Genomic DNA, 26,012 nt, shown 5'->3' with positions numbered 1-26,012 from the left:
ACGAGGCCCTGAGCACCCCGGCTACGAGGGAGCACCCTAGCACCGCCAGTCACGAGTCCCTAAGCCCCGCCAGCCACCAGGTCCTGAGCGCCGCCGAAACGCCGCTCACGCCCGGCGTATTCAAGAAGACAGTCCCACAGCGCCTCGCGGTCAAAAGTCGGCCACGGTTTCGGGCTAAACATGAACTCCGCATAGGCCATCTGCCACAGCATATAGTTCGAGAGCCTCTGCTCCCCCGAGGTCCGAATCATCAAGTCAACATCGGGCACATCGGGCAGATACAGGTGGCGAGCAAAAGTCCGCTCATTCACCCCGCGCGGCGACAAACGCCCCGCGGCAACATCTTGTGCGATCGAGCGCGCAGCATCCGCGATTTCCGCGCGACCCCCGTAATTTACGCACATCACCAAATCCAAAGTGGTGTTGTCATGCGTTTTTTCTTCCGCGCGCTCCAAAGCATGAATGACCGATTTCCACAGTTTCGGCTCGCGCCCGCTCCAGCGCACGTGCACTCCCCACTGGTTCAGCAGGTCCGTTCGCCGAGCCAAGACATCACTGGCGTAGCTCATGATGAAGCGGACCTCTGCGGGCGAGCGCTTCCAGTTTTCCGTCGAGAAAGTGTAGACGGAAAGATAACGCACTCCTGCATCGATGGCACCGGCGATCGTGTCGAGAAGCGCATACTCCCCCGCCCGGTGCCCCTCGGTGCGCGGAAGTCCCCGATCGTTGGCCCAGCGCCCATTGCCGTCCATAATGATGGCGACGTGGCGAGGTACTTCCCCGGCCGCGAATTCGGGTGCTTGTCGAGGCCACTGCCCCGGTCCTGCGACCGGCTGACGTGGGTCTTTGGGCGCGCGATCCATGGGCGTCAGTTGCGCGAATTCAGGGCTCATCCGTGTGCGCTCCTTTCCAGGAGTTGCAGTGATTTTAAGCGTCGCTCGATATGCCATTGAGTGTAGCTAGAAACCAGTCCCATCATTTCCGAGCGCGCCCATGTCGGCGAGTTATCGGCATCATGCCAATCACCGCTTAGAAGAGATCCCATGAGCTCCATCGAGTCAGGAGCCGGAAGAGAGGCACCGGGTGGGCGACAGTTCTCGCACACGGCACCGCCTTCGGTGATCGAAAAGGCAGCGTGCGGTCCTTCGGCTCCACACACTGCGCAGTCGAAACAGGAGGGAGCCCACCCTGCGATCGCTAGCGCGCGAAGCATGTACGAGGCCAAGATCAGGGCTGGGTCGTGCCGGCGGTGAGACAGTGCGTGGAGCGCTCCGACCAGCAGAAGATACTGCTGGTGGGTCCCGTCGTCGCCGTCGCTTGATAGCTTGTCTGCGGTTTCAACGATGACCGAGGCCCGCGAGTAGAGTTCATAGTCGGAAGCGAGCAGTTCCCCGTGGGAGGCAATCGTTTCAACTTGAATGATCGTATCGAGGCTTCGCCCGCGATGAAGCTGAATATCGACGACAGAGAAGGGTTCGAGGCGTGCTCCGAACTTCGATGTTGTTCGGCGCACGCCTTTGGCAACAGCACGTACCTGGCCATGTTCAGAGGTCAGGAGCCAAATGATACGGTCGGCCTCACCTAGTTTTTGCGTGCGCAAAACCACGGCCTCGTCCCTGTAACTCCTGATCACCTTCTTATTTTCACATTCCCTGCCAGAGCAGGCCCGCCGCGACACAAAATTGCGCTTGGGGCCGAAGTGACCCCAAGCGCAATAGGCCTGTGTGATTACAGATCCTGCATCGCCTGAATAGATGTGGAGTATCTGAAGGATCTAGATCGCGAATAGTGGCGCGACGACCACTCAGATATTGGCCTCGCGAACGCTCTTGTATGCCTCAAGATCGGTGTAGAGCTCATCGCGCAGCGGGTTCTTACGTCCACGGACAATGACGTAGATCTGGTAGAGCGCAACAGCCACGTTAGCTGCGAGTGCGATCGCAGAAACGGTCATGAGGGCCGCGTCATTGTGAGAGGCATTGACTGCAAACTTCGACGAGGTGACGAATGAGGGCACTGCCATGGTGAACATCATCCATAGCGCAAGGGTGTGCGCACGGTGCTGGAGCCACGCGCCTCGCTTGATGAAGAAGGCGGGGATAGTGCAGGAAATGAGCAGAGCTGCACCGGCATAGAAGGAGTGGTCTCCCACGCAGTTGTACACGTACGCGAAGTTCCACAGATCGTAAGCGATAATCCAGAACCACAGCATATCGGGCCAGATCATGTCCTTTTCTTTATCACGAGAGATAAAGATTCCAAACCAGCCACAGATCGTCAGCAGGTTGAGCAAACCGGCGATACCGTTCATGTAGTTCCAGGGGCCTGAAACCATGAAGACTCCATCGACCATCTCACGCACGCCCATGGCACCGACTTGGAAGTCACGGATGCAGGCCTCGGTGATATTAATTGCCAAGATCGCCGGCGGGAAAGCAAGCGCCCAACGATTCGTCTGCAACTTGGGAATGTAGCGGATTGCCATGAAACCGAGGCACCCAGCAAGGGCTGAGTAGACCTTGACCCAGTGGAACCAGGTTCCTGTCGAGGAATCGGGACCCGCTGTTGTCGGCCAGACGAAGATGGTCAGAACAATGGGAAGAACAATGAAGATTGCGATCCCTGCCCACTTCCAGCGGCGGGTGATCTCGTTGCCGATGATCAAAGCGGCAAGGACCCCGAACCAGGCAAGCCAGGAATACCAGGGAATCGACTCGAAGAGGAACATGTCTCCAACTCCTTTGTGAAACAAGATGATGCGCTCACTCTAAGAGGCACTTCTCGCGCGAGTCATTGGACACCGAATCGAAAGTGTCTAATACTCAAGAGAACGCGACATCCCACGTGTTCCCGTTCAGACATCACACAGGACTATCGACCTAGGACATTCATGTCGACCAACGCAGAGTTAACCCGCGAGAGGCTCGGCAACGCCCTCAAAGAAGAGCTCAGAAGCACGCCTCTCACCAAGGTGACGGTTCGCCGCCTCACCGAAATAGCAGGGGTCACGCGCCAGGCTTTTTATTATCACTTCCCCGATGTCATGTCCTTGGCCACCTGGGTCTTCGAGCGCGATATCGTCACGCACATCATGGCTCATGCGACTTACCGCGAGTGGTCCGACGGGTTCTGTGATCTCTTGGTGTACATGAGCGAGCACCGCGAGCAAACGTATGCGGTTGTCTCTTCCCTCAGCCGCCGCGAAATCGAGGAATTTTTCTACCGTGCTTTCCGGGAAATGATGCGGGCAATCATCACCGAATTAGAAGGAAGCGCTCCCCTTGACCCAGCCCGGCGTGATTTCATCATCGATCACTTCACCTTGAGTGTTGTCGCACACCTCTTCCACTGGCTCAACCGGGACATGCAAGCAGATCCCTTCATTTTGACCGAAAACATTGAGGTCATCATGCGCGGTTCGGTCGCGACGGCACTTGATCGTTACTCGACTGATGCCCCTCCCCCGCTCATCCGCCGCGAGGGCAAACACTAGTTCCACAACCTATGATCAACATGAAGGTACCCACGATGGAGGTCATCATGTCCGCTCATCCCCAAGACGTTTACAAGGACGCGGGAGAATGCGTTCTCTTCGTTTACTTGCGTTTTAATCGTCAGGATCAGGCCGCAGAGTTGGATGCCTTCCGCGATTTTGCTGACACCTCCCAGGCAATCAATCGGTCAATGAATATCCGCGCACAGGGCGACGACCTGCGAGTCTCCATCGGCGTGAGCCGCAATGGCTGGGATTATCTTTTCCCGGGTGCAGCCCGCCCGCAGGAACTTGAGGAGTTCAAGGGCCTCGTCAACGCAGAAACCCCTTCCATCGCGATGCCCGAAGGAATCGGCGCCGATGCTGACCTTTTCCTTCACATTCGCGCCAAGCGCGAGGCCGTTGTCTACGAAGTCGCCGAACAGTACCGCCTGTCTTTCAAGGATTTTGCAAGGGTTGTGGATGAGACCCACGGTTTCCGTTACCTCGAGGGTCGCGCAATCATTGGTTTCATTGATGGGACCGAGAACCCGACCGGGATCGATGCGCCGATGTGGGCCGAAGTCGGCAGTGAAGACCCGCAGTTCGCGGGCGGTTCGTACGCCTTCGCGCAGAAGTGGATCCACGACATGGATGCGTGGCGTTCCCTTGGGACACACGAGCAAGAGCGAGCAATTGGTCGCGAGCAGTTCACCGATCTCGAGCTTGATGACGAGGCTAAAGCTCCCAATGCACACAACGTCACTTCAAAGTTCATCATCGATGGAGAAGAGAACAAGATCATTCGAATGAATGTTCCCTTCTCTGACCCGGCATCCGGGATCACCGGAACCTACTTCATCGGTTATGCGGGCCGCTGGAGCGTCACCAAAGGAATGCTTACCAACATGGTGTCGAAGAAAGACTACCTTCTCACCTTCTCGAAGGTACTTTTCGGCCAGGTTTTCTTTGTGCCTTCCCTGGACCTTCTTGATGAGATTGCGGGTGGCGATTTCCCCTCAGGTGAGGCCGAGTAGGGCGGTCAGTACGGGGGCGGGGATGCGGGCTTTCCCCGCTGACGAGGCCGAGTAGGGCGGCAGCGCGAGGCCACGTAACCTTTCACTTTTGGCTGAGTTTTCCCTCGCCGAAGTGCAGGGAAAGAAAAGGGGGCATCTTAACGATGCCCCCTTCACCTATGCGCTGCCCTCAGCGACCGACTCGCTTGTCCTTGAAGCCGCGCCTCGTGTTTACTGGTTGCGCAGCGCGCGGTTAACCGCCGAAATCACAGCCTTATAGGATGCGCGGGTAATCGAAGAATCGATGCCAACGCCCCACACGATCTGTCCGTCGACAGCGGCCTCCACGTACGAAGCTGCCTTTGCGTCGCGACCTTGACTCATTGCGTGCTCGGAGTAATCCAAGACGCGCACATCCAAATCGAATTGGTGCAGGGCTGACACGAAGGCATCAATCGGGCCGGTTCCGTTTGCATCAATCGCGGTCAGCACACCGTTATCCGTGAGTTCTGCATGCAATTCAACGTGTTCATCGTCGACAGTTCCCACCTGCGACTTGCGCAATTCGAAGCGGCCCCACGGTTGCAGGCCGGGAGCAGCACTGGTGGGCAAGTACTCGTCAGCGAAGATCTTCCACAGTGCGTCGGCGTTGATTTCGCCGCCGTAGGTGTCGGTGTGACGCTGGACGATCCGCGAGAATTCGACCTGCAGTCGGCGAGGCAATTCCAGGTTGTGCGCCCGCGACATGAGGTAGGCAACCCCGCCCTTACCGGACTGAGAATTCACACGCACCACGGCCTCGTAAGAGCGCCCCACGTCGTGCGGGTCGATGGGGAGGTAAGGAAGCTCCCACACCACGGAGTTCTCGTCGCCTCCGGCCGCGTCCACCTTGATCTTGCGGGCTGCGAAGCCCTTCTTGATTGCGTCTTGGTGAGATCCCGAGAAGCTCGTGTAAACAAGGTCGCCAACGTATGGCGCACGAGGCGATGCTTCCATCTGGGTGCAGTGCTCGACCGTCCGGCGAATCTCGTCGACGTCCGAGAAGTCGATGCCCGGATCAATTCCCTGGCTGAAAAGATTCAGTCCCAAGGTCAGCAGGTCAACGTTACCGGTACGTTCGCCTTGTCCCAGGAGGCAGCCTTCGATGCGGTCTGCGCCGGCGAGGAGTGCAAGTTCAGCACTGGCGACACCGGTTCCACGATCATTGTGCGGGTGAACAGACAGCGCAATGTGCTCGCGTCGGGAAAGGTTACGCGACATGTACTCGATCTGGTCGGCGAAGACATTGGGGGTCGCGCGTTCAACGGTCGAGGGCAGGTTGAGGATGATCTCGCGGCCTTCTTGTGGCTGCCAGATATCCATAACGGCTTCGCACACTTCCAGCGCGAAATCACGCTCGGTATCAATAAAAACTTCGGGTGAATATTCGAAGCCAAAGATGGTCTCATCGCCCAATTGACGTTCTGCCTGCGCGATGACCTCACGTGTACCAAAGCGTGCAAGCTCAACGGTTTGCGCACGGTCAGCCTTGAAGACGACCTCACGGAACACGGGGGCCGTCGCGTTGTAGAGGTGCACTGTTGCGCGCGGGAAACCAACGATGGACTCAACCGTTCGCTCGATGAGCTCAGGGCGCGATTGCGTGAGCACCGAGATCGTCACGTCCTCGGGAAGAGCATCGTCTTCAAGAAGCGAACGGACGAAATCGAAGTCCGTTTGCGACGCCGAGGGGAAGCCAATCTCGATTTCCTTGTAGCCCAAGCGAACGAGAAGATCGAACATCTTGCGCTTTCGCGCGGAATCCATGGGCTCAATCAGCGCTTGGTTTCCGTCACGCAAATCCGTGGACATCCACCTGGGCGCGTGGGTAATGCGCTTGGAGGGCCACTGGCGATCGGGAAGATCCACCGGGTTGGTGTCAAGGAAGGCGCGGTACTTGACCGTGGGCATTCCAGAACCGACAGGACGAGGAACCTTAGATGTTGTCTTCACATCTTCAGTCTATGAAGGCTCGTGGCACCGGGCACGACGAGTGCACATGGTGGACACGCTTTTTAGGCCTCGTTCATTGACTCTTCTAGGCGAGGAACACCGGTCGGCGATTCCATGAGCCACGCACGGTCCGTCAGCATTCGCGAAATCGCCAGACCAATACCAATCGCAACAATTGTGAAGAGAACGGTAGACAGCTGCTCGAGGGCTTCCAACGTCTGGCCATTGTTCAAGTACGTGAGCGAACGATACAGCGGAACACCGGGGATCATGATGACCACGGCAGGAACGGACAAGGTCACACGCGAATAGCGCGTCTTCGCCGCAACAGCAGCCGCCAAAAGTCCAGCACACAGGGCAGCAAGTCCCACTGCCGCGGGCACCGGCATTCCCAGTTCAACAGCCAAAGCGATACGGCCGGTGTTGATGACCGCGCCGATCAGAGCCGCAGCAGCGCAAACCTTAGGCGGGGAATTAAAGAGCATCGCAAAGCCAAAGGCTGCAACAAAACTGGTGAAGAAGCGCAGCGGGAAGTGGATATAGGCAGGCAGTGAAACAACGTATTCGGGAGTAACAGACCAGTTAAAGGCCTCGGAGATACTCCACACGGCAACACCAGCGGAGACAACCAGCATGGCGACGTAGACGATGCGCTGAATACCGCCGGCGAAATCGTGACGAACTAGGTCAATGATCCCGGTAACCAGCGGGAATCCTGGAACCAAGAAGAGGAGCGCTGAAATAAATCCAGCTTGGTGAGTGGGTTCAATCCCCATGTACTTTTGCGCCAAGTAGACGCACAGGATGTACACGCTTGCAGCGACGCCTCCACACACCATCCACACACCGAAGTGGTTCATGTGGCGCTTGAGCATTTGACGGCGGAGGAACTGACCGACGAAAGCTGCGATCGCCACGACCGAGCACTCCACCCATCCCCCAGCGTTGAGGAATGCGAAGGCCGCGCAGGCAAGTCCCGAAGCAAGAGCATTCGCGAGCCAGCCGTAGAGGGGCTTGACGCGTTCAATCTCGTCAAGAGCCTTATCGACGTCTTCGACGAGCACTTGTGTGCCTTCAATTGACGCCAGGTAGTTTGTGATGCGGTCAATTCGGTCAGCGTTGACACCCAAGAGACGCTGCTCAGCAAGTTCGGTACGGAAAGTACCATTCGCATAGGCGGTTGCAACGACCTCAGTGAAGGTCACCTGAGCGTGGTGCTTTTCAATGCCAACTGCCTCGGCGCAGGTGCGCATCGAGGCCTTGACGCGGTAGGAACCAGCACCAGCTGCAAGAAGCATCTGACCCAAGCGCAAAACAACTCGGGATTGGTAGGCCAGACGGTCATGCGCAGCCATGCGGTGCACGGTCAGTGATGCGTCGTCCGGGTCAAACGATGAAAGCTCAAAAGCGTTAGGGTTTTGGGGATTTTCGCTCACAGGATAAGCATGCCATGAAATACCCGTGAAAACTCAGGACCCTGGTCAGGCCAGAGATGTTGAATCCCCCACTTTCACATCGAAAGCGGGGGAAACACTCAGAAACCGAGGCGTTGGAGCATCTTCGGATCTGACTGCCAATCCTTTGCGGTTCGTACGTGCAAATCCAAGTAGACCCGGCGTCCCAAATACTCTTCAATATTGGCCCGAGCCCGCGTACCGATTTCCTTCAAACGCGAGCCCTTCTTACCGATAATGATGGCCTTTTGGGAATCACGTTCGACGTACACATTGACGTGGATATCCAACAGGGGCGGGCGGTCATCGCCCTCGCGCTTGGGTCGTTCGATAATTTCTTCGACTTGCACGGCCAGAGAGTGCGGAAGTTCGTCGCGCACGCCTTCGAGTGCGGCCTCGCGAATAAATTCGGCGATCATCGTTTCGCGGGACTCGTCCGAAATGTTGTCCTGCGGGTACAGTGGCGGAGAAAGAGGAACCGTCTGCGCCAGAACCTCACGAAGGCGGTCGATTCCCTTGTTCTCAAAGGAAGAAACGGGAACGATTGCGCTCCACTCCCCCAGCTTTTCAATCGCCATGAGGTGTTCCAAAACGCGCTCACGAGGCACGCTATCGCACTTGGTCGCGACCGCAATAATCGGCCTGCGCACGGAACGCAATTCACGCGCGATGAACTGGTCGCCCGGTCCGATGCGCTGGTTTGCAGGCAAGCAGAAGATCACGCAATCAACTTCGGCCAAGGCCTCGCGGACCATGTCGTTCAAGCGCTTTCCCAAGAGGGTTCGCGGGCGGTGATATCCGGGGGTATCGACCAGGACCAGCTGGTAGTTGTCACCGTGAACGATGCCGCGGATATTGTGGCGAGTCGTCTCCGGGCGCCCCGAGGTGATCGCAACCTTGTGTCCGACAAGGGCGTTCGTCAGTGTTGATTTTCCAACGTTAGGACGCCCAACGATCGAGATAAAACCCGCTCGAAAATCGTCGGGGAACTCGGGGATGATGATGTCCGCTGCCGCGTTTGTTTCGGCACGCAGTTGACGCAAGGAGTCAACGCTATCGGCCACGTCCTGCGCGGTCTCCTCGTCGGCCTCGTCAAGATCTGAATCACCGAAGTCTGAGCCCTCAAGATCCACCTCCCCGGCCGCATCCACACCCTGATCACCATCTTCCTCGGGGAAATCGAAGGAGTCGATGTCCACCCCTTCAAAGGCGTTGGGGCCAGCCATCAATTCGTCATCGCTGGGAAAATGCATTGCTACTCCTGGCTTTGGTTGGTGTCGTCGGAGGAAACTTCGGGGACATACGAGCACACGATTGTTCCGACTTGTCGGCGGCGCCCGCGCGCTTCTTCGGCAGCCATGTGCACGCCGAGCATATCGCCAGTTGCTCCGGGGAGGGGAACGCGCCCGATTGCTTTGGCCAGCAGACCGCCCACAGAGTCGACGTCATCATCGTGCAATTCCACTCCCCACAATTCGCCGAGTTCCCAAATAGAGAACCGAGAGGGGACGCGCCACACGCCGGGGGAAATCTCTTCGGGTTCGATCGTGTTGCGATCGTGTTCGTCGGTGAGTTCGCCGACGACTTCCTCGATGATGTCTTCAAGTGTGACGAGGCCTGAAATCCCACCGTATTCATCAACGACCAGTGCCAGGTGGAAGTGCTCGGCTTGCATCTGGCGAAGCAGGTCATCGGCGGGTTTCATTTCGATGGTGAACTCGGCAGGACGCATCATTTGGTCCGCGCGCAGTTCGTGGTCACCTTCGTAGGTCTCTAGCCGCTGCACGACGTCTTTGAAGAAGAGGATTCCGCGTACATCGTCGGTATCTGTCCCCGTGACGGGGATGCGTGAGAAGCCCGATCGGACGAAGAGACGCAGGGCCTTGTGCGCGGGCGTATCGAAAGAGATCGTCACCATTTCCGTGCGCGGAACCATAACTTCGCGCACGAGGGTGTGTCCAAGTTCGAAGACTGAGCGCAACATCTGGCGGTCTTCTTCTTCAAAACCTTCGGTTTCGCCAACCTGGTCAACCATTTCGCGCAGTTCATCAGCCATTTCTGCGCGCATTTCAGCTTCGGTACGCTCCGGCTGGGGTAGGACCGCGCGGGCTTTGTGGGCAACAGGGGCAAAGAAGCGCGCAATTCCCACGAGGCGGGTGATGAGCGGGGTGAGTAGCAGTGCGGCACCCGTGGGGTTGCGCTGTGCCCAACGCGTTGCAATCACGCTATTGGCAAGGAATTGCGCAAGGGTGACGACCACAATCGTAACCAATCCAGCGAGCCACCAGTGATTGGCAAGATGCAGCGCGATCGTCGCCATCGAGACGGCGAAGACCACCTGCGTGAAAGTACGAACGCCTCGAAGGACAAAAATAACCACGCGACGCTGGTCCACCAGCTCCATGAGAGCGCCGGCGTGTTTCCTCTCTTCTTGAATTAAGTCCTCGACAATGGCGCGAGTCAGTTTCGAGAGCGAAAACTCGCTGGTCGCAAGGGCCATCGCAAAGAGAAGTGCAATCGCGGCGACGATACTCATCGCCGCGACGGGTACTGCCGCTTCGATCATCGCTGCGCCAAGAAGCTCAAAAGGAGCTGGCGTTGCAGGGCGAACATCTCTTCTTTTTCTTCGGGTTCAGCGTGATCGTATCCCATGAGGTGAAGCATCCCGTGGGTAGCGAGGAAGAGCATTTCCTCTGCGGTCGAGTGACCGGCCTCGCGGGCTTGCTTTTCGGCGACCTGCGGGCAGATGCAGATATCCCCCAGAGTTCCCGAGGCCGTGGGGTGCTCGGCGGTACCCGGGCGGAGTTCGTCCATCGGAAAGCTCATGACGTCGGTGGGGCCTTCGAGGTCCAGCCAGCGCACGTGAAGTTCTTCCATGGGTTCGGGGTCGATGAAGATGATGTTGAGTTCGACCTCGGTTGAGACATGCATCGCGCTGAGCACGAAGTCAGCCAATTGCACGAACTCTGCAATGTCGATCTCGTAGTCGGTTTCGTTGAGAACTTCAGTCATGACTTAATGTCCATTGTGTCGGGAACGGGAGTGAAGTGAGCGGTCTCGGCGCGCTTTCAGGCGTGCCAGTGACTCATCCCAGCGTTCGTATGCGTCAATGATCTCGCCAACAAGTCGATGACGCACAACATCGGCGCTTGTCAGGTGACAAAATTCTATGTCATCGATGCCGCCCAGAATATCTTCGATGACAAGCAGGCCACTGCTGCGCTCCCCCGCGAGGTCGATCTGCGAGGTATCGCCGGTGACGACGACCTTGGAGTTGAAACCCAGACGGGTGAGGAACATTTTCATCTGTGCCAGCGTCGTGTTTTGCGCCTCGTCCAAGATGATGAATGAATCGTTTAAAGTCCTGCCGCGCATATAGGCCAAAGGAGCAACTTCAACCGCACCGGAGGCCATGAGCTTGGGAAGAGCATCAGGATCCATCATGTCGCCCAAGGCATCGTAGAGCGGACGTAGATAGGGATCGATCTTGTCCGTCAAAGTTCCCGGCAAGAAACCCAGATTCTCCCCCGCTTCGACCGCGGGACGCGTGAGAACGATGCGACGAACCTGACCAGAGAGCAGAGCTGATACCGCCTGCGCCATTGCGAGGTAGGTTTTCCCGGTGCCAGCAGGGCCGAGGCCAAAGACCAGGGTCGAGCGTTCGATGGCGTCAACGTAGGCTTTTTGCCCCGCAGACTGCGGGCGTATCGAACGTCCCCGACTGCGAAGAATCTCCTGGGGACGCTCGGTCGACGAATGTGCTGAAGTGAGGAGTGCGATTGCCTGTTCGACTCCGTCGGCGTCGAGAGAGTGTCCTTCTTTAGCAAGTTCAACCAGTTCGTCGACCAGTTGAACAGCCATATCGACAATGCCTTCGGGGCCGATCAACGACAGAGTGCGTCCGAGGAGAGAAAAACGCACCTGCGGGAATCCTTTTTCGAGGGAACGCAAGACGCGATCTGATGTGCCGAAAAGGACAACCGGGTCGACGCCCCTAGGAATTTCGATCCGTTTTGCCTCCATGTCACCACCGTCCAATTGCGTCGCTGATCAGTGACAAGGCAACCGGGCCCGCGGTCGAAGCGCGCAACACGGTCGTCCCCAATAGATGCACGCGTGCGCCTGCGGCCTCGAAAAGGGAAAGCTCGTCGGGGTCAACCCCACCTTCGGGGCCAACGATCACGCTGATCCGATGCGGAAGGCAAGTTCCCGGCACAGCCTCTCCGGAGGTCTCGACAGTGGCGGGCAAAGACTTTTCTGCAGCAGCACGCAGCTCACGCAAGAGAATACTCAAAGGGGCCTGCGTACTCTCGTGGCAGACGATCACCCACGCACCTGCTGCGGTTTCTTCGCCAATCCACTGAGCAAGTCTTTGGGAAGTGCAGGCATCTTCGAGGCGAGGAATGAAGGCACGACGAGACTGCTTCGCAGCCGACCTTAAAGTCGACTCCCACTTCTTCATGCCCTTCGCGGCTTTTTCACCCTTCCAGCGCACTTCACTGCGATTAGCCTGCCAAGGAATTACAGCGTCGACCCCGACTTCCGTTGCCATTTCAATGGCCATTTCATCCCGGCCACCCGTGGACAAAGCCTGAACAAGGATCAAGCGTACAGACGGGGGCGCCTCGTGGATGATCTCTTCAACGCGAAGAGTCAATGACTTTTTCGCTCGTTCAATCACGCTCCCGCGGACACGCAATCCGTCGCCGTCAACAACGTCGAGCATTTGCCCCACGTCCATGCGACGAACGGTTGCGGCGTGGAATCCTTCATCCCCATCCAGAGTGTAGGAATCCCCAAGAGCGCAGCCTTGGAGGGCGACAGCCTCGGGAGCGATGAAAACGGGAAGGGTCATCGATGTGTTCCGATCACTGGCCTGTGAAGGTTTCGCGAAGCTTGTCGAAGAAGGAGGAACCCTGTTTTTCGGGACGGGCGCTTTCTTCCCCGCGCACAGCGGAAAGCTCTTCGAGGAGCTCACGGGAACGGTCGTCAAGCTTGCGTGGAATCTCGACGTTGATGCCGATATGCAGGTCACCGCGGCCGGGACGCTGCAGGTGTCCGACACCCAAGCCGGACAGACGCAGTTCGTCGCCGGGCTGAGTTCCAGGCTTGACCGTGATGGATTGTTTTCCATCCAAGGTATCGAGCTCGAAAGTACTTCCCAAAGCTGCTGCAGTCATGGGAATGGTGACGGTCATGTACAGATCATCGCCTTGGCGCGAGAAGGTGGGGTGCCTCTTTTCGACGATATCGACATAGAGATCACCATTCGGGCCGCCGCCTGGACCGACCTCACCCTGTCCGGCAAGGCGCAGGCGCATGCCATCCCCTGCACCTGCGGGGATGTCGATGGTCAGGCTTCGGCGAGTGCGTACGCGTCCTTGGCCCGCGCATTCATGACACGGCTGTTCGATGACGGTTCCATATCCCTGACAGGTGGGGCACGGAACTTGGGTGCGCATGGTTCCCAGCATGGTCTGCTGGGTTTGAATCGAATAGCCCGCGCCGTTACAGGTCCCACAGGTTGTCGGTTCGCTCCCGGGCTCGCACATTGATCCGTGGCAGACATCGCAGGCAACGTAGGTATTGAGCGAAATTTCGCGATGCGCGCCGAAGGTTGCTTCCTCCAGGGTGATCTCAATGCGCGTAAGCTGCTCGCGGCCCTGGCGAGTGCGCGACTGAGGGCCGCCGCCTCCGCCGAATCCGCCACCGAAGGCTCCACCGAACATTGTTGAGAGGATGTCCCCGAAATCGAAGGAGTCACCGCCGTATCCGCCGCCTCGGGCAGCGTCTGCACCACCGATGTCGTACATGCGGCGCTTTTCCGGATCGGAAAGAGTTTCGTAGGCGACCGATAGCTCCTTGAAAGCTTCCTCGTCCCCGCCGTAGTCCGGGTGTAATTCGCGAGCCTTCTTGCGATAGGCCTTTTTGATTTCGCTTTGGTCGGCGTCGCGTGAGACCCCGAGGATTGCGTAGTAATCGTTCACGAATATCCTTCTGCGGCTGCGGTTAGTGTGTTGAGTTCAAGTACTTGGACAGATACGAGGCCACGGCGTGGACCGTGGACATTGTCGAGGCGTAGTCCATGCGGGTGGGCCCGAGGATTCCCACGTGGGCTGAGTTCCCCCCGGAAGCGTAAGTTCCTGAAACGAGGGAGGTCTCAACGAAAGCATCGTGTCCGTTTTCAGAACCGATGGAGACGTGGACGTCGCCGTTTCCTTCGTCCATTTCGGCGAAGAGACGCAGGAGAACGACTTGTTCTTCGAGCGCGTCTAAAACCGGTGCAATGTCGCGGAAGTCAACACCGCTTCGAGCAAGGTTCGACATTCCCGCCATAGCGATTCGCGCGGAAGGCTCTCCTTGGAGGAGGCTGGCGATGATTTCGCTAATGTCTCCGGCGCACCCAGACAGTGCTGGCGGCAGACACTCAGCCATGGCCTCGTAATGGGCACGAACTTCTCCCGCGTCTTTGCCCTGGTAGGCGGCGTTGAGGACCGAGCGCAGCGTCAAGAGATCTTCTTGGGCGAGGTCTTGGGGCATCTCGCGCAGGCGTTCAAAAACCTTGCCCTGCTCGGTGATGACAACGATGAGCAGGCGCGAGTCACTCAGATCGACAAATTCGATGCGGCTCAGTGTTGAGCGAGCATTCACGGGGTACTCGATGAGGGCAACCTGGCGCGTGACCTGTGCAAGCAGGCGCACTGTGGCCATGACGACGTCATCGAGGTCTTCGGCGCGGGCCAAGAATTTCTCGACTGCCTGGCGCTCTGGGGCACTCATGGGCTTAAGGGTTGCCAATTGGTCGACGAAAACTCGGTAGCCCTTGTCGGTTGGCACGCGGCCGGCACTGGTGTGGGGCTGGTAGATGAGCCCCGCTTCTTCCAAGACAGCCATGTCGTTTCGGATGGTTGCCGAAGAGACCCCTAAATCTTCGGATTGTGCGATGGCTTTGGAACCCACGGGTTCACGCGTGTGGACATACTGGGACACGATGGCTCGTAGAACGTCTAGGCGACGGTCGTTCATTCATCCTCCCCTAATCTGGCACTCACGCTATTTGAGTGCCAGTTTACTCCGCAAATACCCAATTCGCCCTGTTATCAACAGTTTTTACCCGGAGCCGAATGGGAAAGAGCGATCATTCCAAACCGGGCTGAGTGACGAAATCAATCAGTTCCTCGACGCGCCCCAGAAGGGCTGGCTCGAGGTCTTTATAGTTGCGAACCGTGGAGAGGATCCGTTTCCATCCCATCGCGATATCGGCCTGGGTTGCGTGGGGCCAGCCCAAGTGTTCCAAAGTCCCGTGTTTAATATCCACTCCCCGAGGAATTTCGGGCCACTTTTCAAGTCCCACACGCTGAGGCTTCACTGATTGCCAAATATCGACATAGGGGTGGCCGACAATGAGGACCGCATCCTTCCAGCGCGCGCTCACGGCCTCGGCGATGCGGGATTCTTTGGATCCGGGGACCAAGTGATCCACAAGTACACCCGCTCGTACTTTCTCGGTGGGCCCAAAGACTTCGAGGATTTCCTCCAAGTGGTCAACGCCCTCAAGAAGCTGAACGGCAACTCCAACATCGGCAAGGTCTTCTCCCCACACGTGTTGGATGAGCTCGGCGTCGTGGCGTCCCTCGACCCAGATTCGAGACTTTCGCGCGACGCGCGCAACGCGGTTTTCAGCAGCAATCGATCCGGAGTTTGTGACCGCTCGGCCGCCTGGAGTAGTCAAACCGGGAGTCGGACGCGCGGGTGCAGCCTTGGGAGGGAGTGCAACAATGGGCTTCCCCTCAAGCCAAAACCCGCCACCAAGTGGAAAAGAACGCTTGCGCCCGTGTCGATCCTCGAGTTCAACCAGGTGCACTCCCCCGGATTTTTCAACGCGGGTCACCGCGCCAACCCATCCGCTGGAAATATCCTCAAGCACCATGCCGTACTCGATGGCAACTTCAACAGAGCGCGGCCTGCGCGCACCCGGCCCATCACGATGCGGGTCGAATTCGAAGATATTGGTCCCGTACATATCTGAAGTCACCGCTCCACACTATGAGGACGTGCCGCTCTATTCCCCGATCAACACTCTTTCCCGTGTAAGTGTGCGGCTCGTAACTCAATATCCAAGGAGCTCTCGCGTCACGTAGTCAGCTAAAAGCCTGCCCTGGAGAGTCAGAATCGCCCGCCCCTCCTTAGCCGCCTGCGCGTCGATCAGTCCCTTCGAGGCCAGGGGTCCAAGCGCGGTGTAAAACGCCTCGCGGTCCCCTTCCCCCTCCTCGGGAGCTCGAACGCCTTCGCTGGTGCGCACAGCCAAGAGGATGCGTTCCATTTCTCGCGTCGGCGCGTCGAGGATTTCACCGGCGTGTGCGGGAGAAAGTCCCTCTCGTAGTCTTTGCGCATACGCCGAAGGGTGTTTGACGTTCCACCAGCGATAGCGACCGATGTGAGAGTGGGCGCCCGGACCGATCCCCCACCAGTCCCAGTCACGCCAGTAGGCAAGATTATGTTTCGAGGCATGGCGCAGGCGGGTGGAAACAATTCCTTCTTCGCCTACCTTCCTGCGCGCGAAGTTTGAAATCTCGTACCAGCTGTAGCCGGCCTCGCCGAGGAGTCGATCCGCAATTTCGTATTTCGAGGCCTCGTCGTCCGGGTCGGGCATGGGAAGTTGCCCGCGGGCGACCTGCGCGCCCATTTTGGTTCCTTCTTCGATGACAAGGGCGTAGGCGCTGATGTGGTCCGGTTCCATTGCAATCACTTCTTCAAGCGAGGTCTGCCAGTCCGTCAGGCTTTCTCCGGGGGCTCCGTAGATGAGGTCGACTGAGACGTCCATCCCGAGTCTGCGGGCCGCGCCAACCAACCCGGGCAATTTCGCTGGATCATGACGGCGATCGAGGACGCGCAAGACCTCGGGGACGGCCGATTGCATGCCAAAAGAAACGCGGGTAAAGCCAGTCTTGGCGAGGCGTTCAAGCGCCGCCTCGTCCACGCTTTCGGGGTTCGCTTCTACGGTAATTTCTGCACCGCGCGCGATCCCAAAGTTCTCACCTACCCCCGCAAGGAGACGTCCAAGAATGTCAGTGGACAAGAGCGTGGGGGTGCCGCCACCGAAGAAGATGCTCGATGCGGGGCGCTGAGGCATACCGGCGTCACTGAGGATTCCTGCTCCCATACGCATTTCAGCGAGGGCACTTTGGTCGTAGCTCTCTCGATCAGCTCCGGGGCCGAAACCGACGGTGTAGGTATTGAAGTCACAGTAACCGCAACGAATCTGGCAGAAGGGAACGTGTACGTAGATGGCTAAAGGGCGCTTTGCACATGCTTCGGCAAGTTCAGCTCGGAGACGACCGTATTCATCCCAGGCCTGACCTTCTGGCTGGTGGGGGCTCATTGAGGCTGCGGGGTCGAGGTCGAGCGGGCAACGATTTGGGAGATCACGACGAGGCTTCCTGTCAGGACTGTTAAAAGGATGAAGGGCCACAGCCAGTTAGCCGTCATGTCGTACATGCGCCCCAAAACCCACGGCCCCAAGGCGCCAAAGCCATATCCAATACTTTGGACGAGTGCAGACAGCGTGCGGGTTTGAGCCATGTTGGTCGTGCGTTCAATGACCAGCGTAAAGGTAATTGAGAAAAATGCACCTTGACCAAGTCCCCCGCATGCACTCCACAAAGCCCAGCCTCCCGGCAGAAGAAGCATTCCGATCGGCATGAGAAGCCACGACAGTGAGACCAGCGTGAGGATTGTCGAGGTCTGGGCGCGGATCATTTTCTGGACGGCCATCATGCTCAGCGGCGCGGCAACACCCACGATGTGGTAGATCGATGCCGCAAAACCGGCATCGTTTGGACCCATCTCAAGCATGTCCGCGAGGATTTTCGGCAGCCAAGCTGCGACACCGAAGTAGCAGAAGGTATTGACAGCGAAGGCGAAAGCCATGAGCCATGCCATGGGCCAGCGATAGATTTCCGACGCCTTGGCGGGACCAGCCGTTACGACTGAGTCGTCCGTATGGATCGTCCATCCGGCTTTTTGAGCGAAGAAGGGGCGGATTCCCGGGCGATTGAGTGGGTAGATTGCAAGACAGGCCACGAGTGCGATCAGAGCTGGACCGACTCCCCATACTCCCGCTGCGCCTCTCCATCCGACGTATGCGACCAGCGGGAAGCTGAAGGCGGTCGAGGCGGCAATCATGAGGTCGATCATCGTGGAGTAAACCGCCGTCATGATTCCCGCACGATGGCGAAAATCGCGACCAATGAGCATAGTGACGACCAGGTTGGAGCAGGTAGTTCCGATGCCGATGACACAGGTGCCAACAAATAGCGACCAGGTCATACCGAGCGAGCGGAGCACGGCGCCGAGGATCACGATTAACAGTCCCAAACAGACGGCACGATTCAGGCGGATTCTTCGCAGGATAAGCGCGGTAAATGGGGTGAAGAAACCGAAACAGAATACGGGGATTGACGTCACTAATCCGGCCTCGGCCGAGGAAAGTCCCAAGTCTCTTTGGATTTCCTCGATGATGGGAGGCAGTGCAGTGATGGTTCCTCTGAGGGATCCAGCTAGAAGCACGAATGCGGACAAAGTGATGAGGATCCACACGAACCTACGCTGAAAATATCGCGCGTAAGCTACCTGTTTCACTGTTCTTTCTTCCTTGATGAATGTGGGATGGATTACACAATGTTTCCATAAAACGCTCAAAAAGGACACTTCGTGTTCTGGTGTAAATAAAGCTGTGCCCGTCTTCCTCTAACGAGGAAGACGGGCACACGTTGCGGACCGAGGCGGGGCTTTCTCGGTTCATCGAGGAAGCCCCGTCCCCGTGCGTTCTGCTAGCAGAACGCATCTCCACTCTTCGCAGATCCGCCTATCGCGAAGAGGAAGCCGGAGTTTCACGCTGAAGTGAAATCTCAATGCACAGTCAGCATATAGAAATTGTCAACCGGGTGAAATACGAACACCCTAAATGTCACCTGTATCTCTTTGCGAAGTGGGAAAACATAGCAAAGCCTGCCTTGGATGCGGCTACGCGCTTTCACGCGGAAGCCGGACTCCGACGATGTCGTGTACACGTCGCCCTGCATCGATCCCGCGAGTTTCAAAATGAGTCACGACGCGTCCTTCATAGCGCGGTGCGAAACCACCGCGTTCTGCTTCGGGATCCTCGGGATCGGGCCTTTGCCCCACGTAAGGATTCTCAAAGAGCGGGCAGCCTTCGATCACATCTCGCATTTGCCAGGCGTAGTCATCCCAGTCGGTCGCAAGACGCCACACTCCCCCATCGCGGAGCACTCGGGCAATTTGGAGCGCAAACTCATCACTGACGAGGCGGCGCTTGCGGTGGCGCGCTTTCCTCCACGGGTCAGGGAAGAAGGTCCAGACCTCGTCAAGGCAGGCATCACCCAGCATGATCGGAAGCGCCTGCGCAACATCGGCCTCAAGGACTCGAATGTTATCGACGCCCGCGTCAACTGCCTTGGAGATCAGCTTGGCGATCCCGGGCACCCACACTTCGAGTGCAAGGTAATCGCAATCGGGGTTGGCCGCTGCCGCGGCTACGATCTGTTCGCCCGTCCCCGAACCAATCTCAAGGGTCAGCGGCGCCTGCCTGCCAAAAAGTTCCTCAGCGTCCAGGTGGAAATCGTCTGCAACAGTCGTGTAGCCAACGCCTCGTCGAGGTTCAATGACATAACGTCCGGCGTGCGCTTCCCATGTGCGCGCAAGGTTGACGGGGAGCTCACGGCTACGCCGTGTAAAGGACTTCGTCCGGCTCATGAAAACGGTCCCCTCTGGGACGTCTCCGGGTCGGCGGCCGCCTCCCACGCCTTGACGCGGCTCACCCTCATGAGCAGCGCAAGGCTCTCCCTCAAGCGCGGCCTCATTATGGTCTGCCACGGTCATTTCTTTCCGGTGGGGACGTCGGAGGTCAAAGCAGCGATGAAGGCTTCTTGCGGCACGTCCACGCGGCCGATGGACTTCATGCGCTTTTTACCTTCCTTCTGCTTCTCGAGCAGCTTGCGCTTACGGGTAATATCGCCGCCGTAGCACTTCGCAAGCATGTCCTTGCGCAGAGCCCTGATGTTCTCGCGAGCAATAACGCGGGCGCCGACAGCTGCCTGCACGGGGATTTCGAATTGCTGTCGGGGGATGAGTTCCTTGAGGCGCTTCGTCATGCGCAGACCGTAGGCGTAGGCCTGGTCCTTGTGGACGATCGCACTGAAAGCGTCAACTCGGTCTCCGTTGAGGAGAATATCGACCTTGACGAGGTCAGCGACCTGTTCGCCACTCTCGTGGTAGTCCAGCGAGGCGTAGCCGCGAGTGCGCGATTTGAGGTGGTCAAAGAAGTCGAAGACGATCTCCGCGAGGGGAAGCTGGTAGTGCAGTTCGACGCGATCTTCTGAGAGGTAGTCCATTCCTCGCATGGTTCCACGACGATCTTGGCACAGTTCCATGATCGTTCCTGTGAATTCAGTTGGGGTCAGGATTGTCGCATTCACGACGGGTTCGCGGACTTCGGAGATCTTCCCCTCGGGGAATTCAGAGGGGTTATCGACTTGGACCTCGGTTCCGTCTTCTGCAACGACCTTGTAGACGACGTTGGGTGCGGTTGCGATCAGGTCCAGTTTGAATTCGCGCTCGAGGCGTTCGCGGATAATTTCCAGGTGCAGCAGTCCGAGGAATCCACAGCGGAAGCCGAAGCCCAAGGCCGCACTGGATTCTGGCTCGAAGGTCAACGCAGCATCGTTGAGCTGGAGGCGTTCCAAAGCGTCGCGCAGATCCGGGAAGTCGGAGCCGTCAACGGGGTAAATTCCCGAAAAGACCATGGGGCGCGGGTCGCGATAGCCAGCCAAAGGTTCTTCAGCGCCTCGAACAGCCGAGGTCATGGTGTCACCAACGCGGGACTGACGAACATCCTTCACGCCGGTAATAAGGTAGCCAACTTCGCCAGCAGCAATTCCCGGAGCAGGAGTCGGTTCAGGTGAAATAACACCGATTTCGAGCAGTTCGTGAGTTGCTCCGGTAGACATCATTCGCACGCGTTCGCGAGTGGAGAGCATGCCGTCGACGACTCGGACATAGGTGACGACGCCTCGATACGTGTCGTAGACAGAGTCGAAGATCATCGCGCGCGTCGGCCCCTCGGGATTGCCCGTAGGTGCGGGGATCTGACGAACAATCTCGTCGAGGAGGTCGGGAACACCCTCACCGGTCTTACCGGAGACGCGCAGAACATCATCTGGTTCCACGCCAATGAGTTGAGCGATTTCCTGTGCGTATTTTTCGGGCTGCGCGCCCGGAAGATCGATCTTGTTCAAGACCGGGATGATGGTCAGATCGTTCTCTAAAGCTAGGTAGAGGTTCGCCAAGGTCTGTGCTTCGATCCCCTGGGCGGCATCGACGAGAAGGACTGCACCTTCACAGGCGGCCAGGGACCTGGAGACCTCGTAGGTGAAGTCGACGTGTCCGGGGGTATCGATCATATTGAGAGCGAAAGGCTCCCCTTCGAAGGCCCAGGGCATACGTACGGCCTGGCTCTTGATGGTGATGCCACGTTCGCGCTCAATATCCATGCGGTCCAGGTATTGGTCGCGCATATCTCGACTTGCAACCACCCCGGTGAGCTGAAGCATGCGGTCAGCCAAGGTGGACTTGCCGTGATCGATGTGAGCGATGATGCAGAAATTGCGGATGTGTTCCTGCGGGGTGGCCGAGGGCTGAATCAGCTTGGCCTGCTCGGGAGTAGGAATCGGGGACAAACAGGACCTCCGGAAGGATTGTGACGTCTGGTCTATCGTCCCATTAGTAGGCATGGGCATGCCAATTCCACGCCGATAGGGTGTGCGTTCTCACCATTTATCAAGCAGATGTGAGCATTCCGGGGGTCGTTAGGCGCCTATTTTTCTGGTAGAGTTGTCGATCGGACTCCCAGCCTGGTCGGGCAGGGGGTCTGGTTAGAGCCGTTTGCGGGTGTCCCCATGCCCCAGTCCCGGCACTGACACAGCCCTCACCGACCTGTACGTACGAAAGACCAAGGAGTAATCCGACTGTGGCGAACATTAAGTCTCAGATCAAGCGGATCCGCACCAACGAGAAGCGCCGTCAGCGCAACCTGGCTGTCAAGTCTGAACTGAAGACCCTGGTGCGCAGGACTCGCGAAGCCGTCGAGGCTGGCGACAAGGAAGCAGCAATCGAAGCTCTGCGCATTGCATCGCGCAAGCTCGACAAGGCCGTCTCGAAGGGTGTTATTCACCGCAACCAGGCCGCGAACCGCAAGTCCAAGCTTGCCCGTCGCGTCCAGTCGCTCGGCTGATCTAAACGCTTGATGTGGCCCTTGCAGGAAACTGCAGGGGCCACATTTTTATCTGCCGAGGCTTAAGTATCGCCATAGAATACGGGGGACAGATAACCCCATCCATCCACGGCAGAGTGCACCTCGCCCGCCACACACTGAAGGAGCCAAAGATGGCCACTAATCCTTCCCCCACCACCCAGCGCTACGCTGCAGGAGAGCACCAGGCGTGGCCTCGTCTATCGGAGGGGGCAGAGCGCTACTTGGACTCCCCCACTGCGGGCACTCTTCCTGCGGATATTCCGGGTGGCAGGCACCCAATCCTGGCCGAGCTTGAACTTCACCCGGTGAATGGGACGCGCGCAACCGATCCGGTTCCCGACGGATTCGAGGTACTGTACCTTGCCGCGGGTTGCTTCTGGGGTGTGGAGCGTATCTTCTGGCGCCAAAAGGGCGTGTGGGCAACTGCTGTTGGTTACATGGGCGGCGGGAACGCAAACCCGACCTACCGAGAGGTGTGCACGGGGCGAACGGGCCACGCCGAGACTGTCGCGGTGGTCTACGATCCCTCCGTGACCGGTGAGGGCGGAGCGAGCTTGATCAAAACCTTCTTCGAGAACCACGATTCCACCCGCCCCAACCGTCATGGGAACGACGTGGGCACGCAGTACCGCAGCGCAATTTGGGTGACGATGCCGAGGCAGGCCGAGGTGGCGTCACTTCTGCGCGGGGCGTGGGTGGCCGAGTTGGAGCGCGCGATGCCGACAGCCCACTGCTATACGACGATTGGCGAGGCCGGGGCGTGCTTTGCTCAGTCGGGTGGCCCTTTCTACCTCGCTGAGGACTACCACCAGGCCTACTTGGAGAAGAACCCTGATGGCTACTGCAATCACGGCCCCAATGGGGTGACCTGCCCCGTGGGGATCCTCAATTTACCCGCGCAAGTAAGCATCGAACCAGCGAAGTAGACATTCATCGGTTTGCACACTCCACTGCGGGAGCAAACAATTCGGGGGAGGCAGTTTCTGCCTCCCCCAAAACGCTGTTTACCAGCTCACCACTATGCGTTCTCAGGCGTAACGGTTACGCCTTCAACATCCATTTCATCCAAGCTCACGGTGCGATCCTTCTTCACCAGGTGGTAGCCCAGCCAGATCAGCAAGAAGACCGGAAGTCCGATGTACGAGGACGCGACTTGCAGAAGCTGTCCACGGAAGATGGCCTCGTAATTCTGGCCCAGCAGAACGATCAAGCACATACCGAAGGCGAGGATCGGACCGAAGGGGAAGAAGGGTGCTTTGTAGGGAAGCTCATCGAGGGAGTGGCCCTGCTTGACGTAGGCCCTGCGGAAGCGCCAGTGGCAGGCCGCAATACCCAGCCAGACAATGAATCCGGACAGGCCCGAAACATTGAGCAGCCATGTGTACGCGGTATCTTCACTCACCAGCGCGGCAACGAATCCAAGTGCGCCGACGGCGGAGGTGGCCAGCATTGCGTAGATCGGTACGCCGTGACGCGTCACCTTTGCGAAGAAGCGAGGTGCCTGCCCGATGAGTGCCATCGAGTGCAGCATTCGCGTGGAGGCGTACAGGCCTGAGTTTCCTGCGGAGAGGATTGCGGTCAAGATGACGGCGTTCATGACCGCTGCTGCAGCGGCAACACCCATGCGTTCGAAGACCAGGGTGAAGGGCGAGTAGGCAATGTCTGCGGCACTGTCACGCAAGAGGTTCGGATCGGTGTAAGGAATCAGCGTTCCGATGATGGCGATTGCGCCAATGTAGAAGAACATGATGCGCCAGAACACGGTCTTGATTGCTCGGGGCACGTCGCGGCGAGGATTAGAGGATTCGCCTGCTGCAACACCGACAAGTTCAGTTCCTTGGAAGGAGAAGCCTGCAATCATGAAGACCGAGATGATGGACAAGAATCCACCGTGGAAGGGAGCATCTCCAGCGGTCCAGTTCTGAACTCCCGGGGAGTCGTTGAAGATTCCGAAGATCATCAGGGTGCCTGAAATCAGGAAGACGACAACGGTGATGACCTTGATCAGAGCGAACCAGAATTCCGCCTCACCATAAACCCGCGCGCTCAGCGCGTTGAGGAAGGTAAGAAGGAAGAGGAAGGAGATTGCCCAGACCCAGGAAGGGACGCTCGGCAACCAGTAGGACATGACAAGTCCCGAGGCGACGAGTTCGGCTGCGACGGTGATCGCCCAGTTGAACCAGTAGTTCCATCCCATTGCGAAGCCGAATGAGGGGCTCACGAAGCGAGTGGCATAGGTCTGGAATGATCCCGCGACGGGCATGTGTGCGCTCATCTCACCAAGAGATTGCATGAGCAAGAGGACCATGAGGCCAATGACTGCGTAGGCCGTGAGGGCTCCGCCGGGGCCTGCGGTTGAGATTGTTGCGCCCGAGGCGACGAAGAGGCCGGTGCCAATTGCGCCGCCGATAGCGATCATCTGCATGTGGCGTGCTGATAAACCACGCTTGAGTTCCGTGCGCTGGGGCTTGCCCTTGGACTGTACCTGCTGGTCAGTCTCAAGGTTCACTTCCATTGCACGTGGGTTCGGCGTTTCCATGCCGCACTCTCCTATGGTTTATCGGTCCGCGGCCGGACGCCGCCGACTCTGGTCCTCATAGTGTGCCATTACATGACCTGAGCTTTTCGCTTTGTTTACCTTTTGGACAGGAGTGTGAGCAAAGTTATAACCCTGTTGCGGATCCGCGAGCACACCGCCCGCTCTTCTACACAACATTCAAATTCGTCACACTCTTTTTTAATGCCTATTCTTTGAATAGTCTCACCTTGGACAAAAGGAATTGTGATGAAGCAACGCACGCTGGGAACAATCTGCGCACTTGCAATCGCTCTAACTTGCGCTTTGGCAGGAAGCCCTTCTTCTGCCGACCCATACTACGAGTTAAAAGACAGCTACCAGATCACGTCTCCAACTGAAATTGGACACACTGTCAGCATGATTGACCCCACCGGGCAAACGATCACCAAAGACAAGTGCACGAGCGAACCCGGAGACTACACCCAGGCATACTTCCGGGTGCAAGGGACCAACAGTATTTGCGACCTTGTTCAGGTCATTAAAGATGACGCAGTCAGCGAACGTCTAAAGATCGACGGTTCAGAGTTCACTTTTACTTCCATGACTGCCGTCTTGATCGATAAGACTTTTGAAGGAATGTCCTTTAAGGAAGTCAGTGTGACCTTCCCTAAAGGTTGGGTCGCAAAGACCGCAGACTTTGACGGAAAAATCGATGAGAAACAGACAACCGTCACCTGGACACACATCACCCGAAATGTGACGGTCAAGGGAACCACCAAAGCAGGAGCTTCAGCTACGTCCGAAGCGACCCCCTCCTCAAGTTCCTCGCCAAGCTCTAACACTTCTTCCTCTTCGAACAGTAACTGGATATTCCTCGCGATCGCTGTCCTCATCATCATTGGTGGCGGCACCGCAATTTTCTTGGTGCTGCGAGGTCAGAAGAAACCCCACTTAGAGGCCATGCCTGCGCCAGGCACATACCCAGCCCCCTTCGCCCAGCAACCTATGCCACAACCGGGGCAATACCCCCTGGACGCTCAATACTTCCGCCCACAGGGCCAAGTTTCCCCGCAGCAGTGGCAGGCAGCACCTCCGCCACAGCCAGAACAGTTCAATCCACAGCAACAACAGTGGCAGCCGCCCGAGCAGGGGCAACAACCTGGGCAGTATCCGCAGGGCTAACCCCCAAGCCGCGCATTCAGCAACCACTCAGCATTCTGTAATTTAA

23 protein-coding genes are annotated in these 26,012 nt (G+C 57.8%); 5 read left to right on the top strand and 18 right to left on the bottom strand.

Annotation, left to right across the window (positions count from 1 at the left end; translation table 11 throughout):
• Nucleotides 1-59 precede the first annotated feature (59 nt).
• From HMPREF1627_RS07205 to HMPREF1627_RS07195, 3 genes are all read right to left on the bottom strand, one after another.
• Entirely contained in the window at nucleotides 60-893 is an 834-nt protein-coding gene (locus tag HMPREF1627_RS07205) for an isoprenyl transferase (protein ID WP_034502494.1), read from the bottom strand.
• Entirely contained in the window at nucleotides 890-1,630 is a 741-nt protein-coding gene (gene recO, locus HMPREF1627_RS07200) for a DNA repair protein RecO (RefSeq protein WP_034503576.1), read from the bottom strand. Before recO ends, HMPREF1627_RS07205 begins: the two co-directional genes overlap by 4 nt.
• Nucleotides 1,631-1,804: 174 nt before the next feature.
• Nucleotides 1,805-2,728: a DUF5692 family protein gene (locus HMPREF1627_RS07195; RefSeq protein WP_034502491.1), complete on the bottom strand. Its 924-nt coding sequence runs from the start codon at nucleotides 2,726-2,728 to the stop codon at nucleotides 1,805-1,807.
• 162 nt (nucleotides 2,729-2,890) lie between these two features.
• Here HMPREF1627_RS07195 and HMPREF1627_RS07190 point away from each other — a divergent pair, with 162 nt between their 5' ends.
• Complete coding sequence (locus tag HMPREF1627_RS07190; RefSeq protein WP_034502489.1) at nucleotides 2,891-3,493, top strand: TetR-like C-terminal domain-containing protein; 603 nt, start codon at nucleotides 2,891-2,893, stop codon at nucleotides 3,491-3,493.
• A 20-nt stretch (nucleotides 3,494-3,513) separates the two neighbouring features.
• Nucleotides 3,514-4,509, top strand: a complete 996-nt coding sequence (locus HMPREF1627_RS07185) for a Dyp-type peroxidase (RefSeq protein ID WP_234305283.1) — start codon at nucleotides 3,514-3,516, stop codon at nucleotides 4,507-4,509.
• Between the two features lie 210 nt (nucleotides 4,510-4,719).
• Here HMPREF1627_RS07185 and leuA read toward each other — a convergent pair whose 3' ends face one another.
• The 14 genes from leuA to lepA all read right to left on the bottom strand — a co-directional run bounded on the left by leuA (nucleotide 4,720) and on the right by lepA (nucleotide 21,745).
• Nucleotides 4,720-6,480: a 2-isopropylmalate synthase gene (leuA, locus tag HMPREF1627_RS07180; protein ID WP_034502487.1), complete on the bottom strand. Its 1,761-nt coding sequence runs from the start codon at nucleotides 6,478-6,480 to the stop codon at nucleotides 4,720-4,722.
• A 62-nt stretch (nucleotides 6,481-6,542) separates the two neighbouring features.
• Entirely contained in the window at nucleotides 6,543-7,835 is a 1,293-nt protein-coding gene (locus HMPREF1627_RS07175) for a threonine/serine ThrE exporter family protein (RefSeq protein WP_034503572.1), read from the bottom strand.
• Nucleotides 7,836-8,014: 179 nt separating this feature from the next.
• Nucleotides 8,015-9,187 (bottom strand): GTPase Era, encoded by a 1,173-nt coding sequence (gene era / locus HMPREF1627_RS07170; protein WP_034502485.1) that lies wholly within the window; start codon nucleotides 9,185-9,187, stop codon nucleotides 8,015-8,017.
• Nucleotides 9,188-9,189: 2 nt separating this feature from the next.
• Entirely contained in the window at nucleotides 9,190-10,500 is a 1,311-nt protein-coding gene (locus tag HMPREF1627_RS07165) for a hemolysin family protein (RefSeq protein WP_034502483.1), read from the bottom strand.
• The gene (gene ybeY, locus HMPREF1627_RS07160) at nucleotides 10,497-10,946 is read right to left on the bottom strand and encodes an rRNA maturation RNase YbeY (protein WP_034502481.1); all 450 of its coding nucleotides are present in this window, start codon (nucleotides 10,944-10,946) and stop codon (nucleotides 10,497-10,499) included. The genes HMPREF1627_RS07165 and ybeY overlap by 4 nt, the downstream gene beginning before the upstream one ends.
• A gap of 3 nt (nucleotides 10,947-10,949) precedes the next feature.
• Nucleotides 10,950-11,957, bottom strand: a complete 1,008-nt coding sequence (locus HMPREF1627_RS07155; protein WP_052040884.1) for a PhoH family protein — start codon at nucleotides 11,955-11,957, stop codon at nucleotides 10,950-10,952.
• 1 nt (nucleotide 11,958) lies between these two features.
• Nucleotides 11,959-12,789, bottom strand: coding sequence for a 16S rRNA (uracil(1498)-N(3))-methyltransferase (locus HMPREF1627_RS07150; RefSeq protein WP_034502477.1), 831 nt, complete (start codon nucleotides 12,787-12,789; stop codon nucleotides 11,959-11,961).
• Between the two features lie 13 nt (nucleotides 12,790-12,802).
• Entirely contained in the window at nucleotides 12,803-13,921 is a 1,119-nt protein-coding gene (dnaJ, locus tag HMPREF1627_RS07145; RefSeq protein ID WP_034502475.1) for a molecular chaperone DnaJ, read from the bottom strand.
• A 22-nt stretch (nucleotides 13,922-13,943) separates the two neighbouring features.
• Entirely contained in the window at nucleotides 13,944-14,960 is a 1,017-nt protein-coding gene (hrcA, locus tag HMPREF1627_RS07140) for a heat-inducible transcriptional repressor HrcA (RefSeq protein WP_034502473.1), read from the bottom strand.
• A gap of 112 nt (nucleotides 14,961-15,072) precedes the next feature.
• Nucleotides 15,073-15,957 carry a DUF3097 family protein gene (locus HMPREF1627_RS07135; protein ID WP_081940821.1) on the bottom strand — a complete coding sequence of 295 codons (885 nt, stop codon included), beginning with the start codon at nucleotides 15,955-15,957 and terminating at the stop codon, nucleotides 15,073-15,075.
• 87 nt (nucleotides 15,958-16,044) lie between these two features.
• Nucleotides 16,045-17,316 carry a radical SAM family heme chaperone HemW gene (hemW, locus tag HMPREF1627_RS07130; RefSeq protein WP_034502472.1) on the bottom strand — a complete coding sequence of 424 codons (1,272 nt, stop codon included), beginning with the start codon at nucleotides 17,314-17,316 and terminating at the stop codon, nucleotides 16,045-16,047.
• Nucleotides 17,313-18,533: a CynX/NimT family MFS transporter gene (locus HMPREF1627_RS07125; RefSeq protein WP_234305282.1), complete on the bottom strand. Its 1,221-nt coding sequence runs from the start codon at nucleotides 18,531-18,533 to the stop codon at nucleotides 17,313-17,315. Before HMPREF1627_RS07125 ends, hemW begins: the two co-directional genes overlap by 4 nt.
• Before the next feature lie 426 nt (nucleotides 18,534-18,959).
• The gene (trmB, locus tag HMPREF1627_RS07120) at nucleotides 18,960-19,709 is read right to left on the bottom strand and encodes a tRNA (guanosine(46)-N7)-methyltransferase TrmB (RefSeq protein ID WP_199805885.1); all 750 of its coding nucleotides are present in this window, start codon (nucleotides 19,707-19,709) and stop codon (nucleotides 18,960-18,962) included.
• Nucleotides 19,710-19,831: 122 nt separating this feature from the next.
• Nucleotides 19,832-21,745 carry a translation elongation factor 4 gene (lepA, locus tag HMPREF1627_RS07115; protein ID WP_052040925.1) on the bottom strand — a complete coding sequence of 638 codons (1,914 nt, stop codon included), beginning with the start codon at nucleotides 21,743-21,745 and terminating at the stop codon, nucleotides 19,832-19,834.
• Nucleotides 21,746-21,981: 236 nt separating this feature from the next.
• Between lepA and rpsT the strand changes: the two genes are divergently transcribed.
• Nucleotides 21,982-22,245, top strand: coding sequence for a 30S ribosomal protein S20 (rpsT, locus tag HMPREF1627_RS07110; protein ID WP_034502464.1), 264 nt, complete (start codon nucleotides 21,982-21,984; stop codon nucleotides 22,243-22,245).
• Between the two features lie 152 nt (nucleotides 22,246-22,397).
• Complete coding sequence (gene msrA / locus HMPREF1627_RS07105; protein WP_034502461.1) at nucleotides 22,398-23,192, top strand: peptide-methionine (S)-S-oxide reductase MsrA; 795 nt, start codon at nucleotides 22,398-22,400, stop codon at nucleotides 23,190-23,192.
• Between the two features lie 92 nt (nucleotides 23,193-23,284).
• On the opposite strand, the gene HMPREF1627_RS07100 is transcribed toward msrA, so the two are convergent.
• Nucleotides 23,285-24,805 (bottom strand): amino acid permease, encoded by a 1,521-nt coding sequence (locus HMPREF1627_RS07100; protein WP_034502459.1) that lies wholly within the window; start codon nucleotides 24,803-24,805, stop codon nucleotides 23,285-23,287.
• 246 nt (nucleotides 24,806-25,051) lie between these two features.
• On the opposite strand from HMPREF1627_RS07100, the gene HMPREF1627_RS07095 reads away from it, so the two are divergent.
• The gene (locus tag HMPREF1627_RS07095) at nucleotides 25,052-25,966 is read left to right on the top strand and encodes a DUF3824 domain-containing protein (RefSeq protein ID WP_034502456.1); all 915 of its coding nucleotides are present in this window, start codon (nucleotides 25,052-25,054) and stop codon (nucleotides 25,964-25,966) included.
• The last annotated feature ends 46 nt before the right edge of the window (nucleotides 25,967-26,012 follow it).

Source organism: Actinomyces sp. S6-Spd3 (genome assembly GCF_000758755.1).
GTDB lineage: Bacteria > Actinomycetota > Actinomycetes > Actinomycetales > Actinomycetaceae > Pauljensenia.
Note: the sequence above shows the minus strand (reverse complement) of the source record. Positions and strands in the feature narration are given on the sequence as shown.

Excerpts from the sequence above, each read along its gene's own strand:
- HMPREF1627_RS07205 (WP_034502494.1), bottom strand. The coding sequence starts at position 893 with ATGAGCCCTGAATTCGCGCAACTGACGCCCATGGATCGCGCGCCCAAA.
- HMPREF1627_RS07195 (WP_034502491.1), bottom strand. The coding sequence starts at position 2,728 with ATGTTCCTCTTCGAGTCGATTCCCTGGTATTCCTGGCTTGCCTGGTTC.
- HMPREF1627_RS07190 (WP_034502489.1), top strand. The coding sequence starts at position 2,891 with ATGTCGACCAACGCAGAGTTAACCCGCGAGAGGCTCGGCAACGCCCTC.
- HMPREF1627_RS07185 (WP_234305283.1), top strand. The coding sequence starts at position 3,514 with ATGAAGGTACCCACGATGGAGGTCATCATGTCCGCTCATCCCCAAGAC.
- HMPREF1627_RS07175 (WP_034503572.1), bottom strand. The coding sequence starts at position 7,835 with ATGGCTGCGCATGACCGTCTGGCCTACCAATCCCGAGTTGTTTTGCGC.
- era (WP_034502485.1), bottom strand. The coding sequence starts at position 9,187 with ATGCATTTTCCCAGCGATGACGAATTGATGGCTGGCCCCAACGCCTTT.
- HMPREF1627_RS07165 (WP_034502483.1), bottom strand. The coding sequence starts at position 10,500 with ATGATCGAAGCGGCAGTACCCGTCGCGGCGATGAGTATCGTCGCCGCG.
- ybeY (WP_034502481.1), bottom strand. The coding sequence starts at position 10,946 with ATGACTGAAGTTCTCAACGAAACCGACTACGAGATCGACATTGCAGAG.
- HMPREF1627_RS07155 (WP_052040884.1), bottom strand. The coding sequence starts at position 11,957 with ATGGAGGCAAAACGGATCGAAATTCCTAGGGGCGTCGACCCGGTTGTC.
- HMPREF1627_RS07150 (WP_034502477.1), bottom strand. The coding sequence starts at position 12,789 with ATGACCCTTCCCGTTTTCATCGCTCCCGAGGCTGTCGCCCTCCAAGGC.
- hrcA (WP_034502473.1), bottom strand. The coding sequence starts at position 14,960 with ATGAACGACCGTCGCCTAGACGTTCTACGAGCCATCGTGTCCCAGTAT.
- HMPREF1627_RS07135 (WP_081940821.1), bottom strand. The coding sequence starts at position 15,957 with ATGTACGGGACCAATATCTTCGAATTCGACCCGCATCGTGATGGGCCG.
- hemW (WP_034502472.1), bottom strand. The coding sequence starts at position 17,316 with ATGAGCCCCCACCAGCCAGAAGGTCAGGCCTGGGATGAATACGGTCGT.
- trmB (WP_199805885.1), bottom strand. The coding sequence starts at position 19,709 with ATGAGCCGGACGAAGTCCTTTACACGGCGTAGCCGTGAGCTCCCCGTC.
- lepA (WP_052040925.1), bottom strand. The coding sequence starts at position 21,745 with ATGCCTACTAATGGGACGATAGACCAGACGTCACAATCCTTCCGGAGG.
- msrA (WP_034502461.1), top strand. The coding sequence starts at position 22,398 with ATGGCCACTAATCCTTCCCCCACCACCCAGCGCTACGCTGCAGGAGAG.
- HMPREF1627_RS07100 (WP_034502459.1), bottom strand. The coding sequence starts at position 24,805 with ATGGAAACGCCGAACCCACGTGCAATGGAAGTGAACCTTGAGACTGAC.
- HMPREF1627_RS07095 (WP_034502456.1), top strand. The coding sequence starts at position 25,052 with ATGAAGCAACGCACGCTGGGAACAATCTGCGCACTTGCAATCGCTCTA.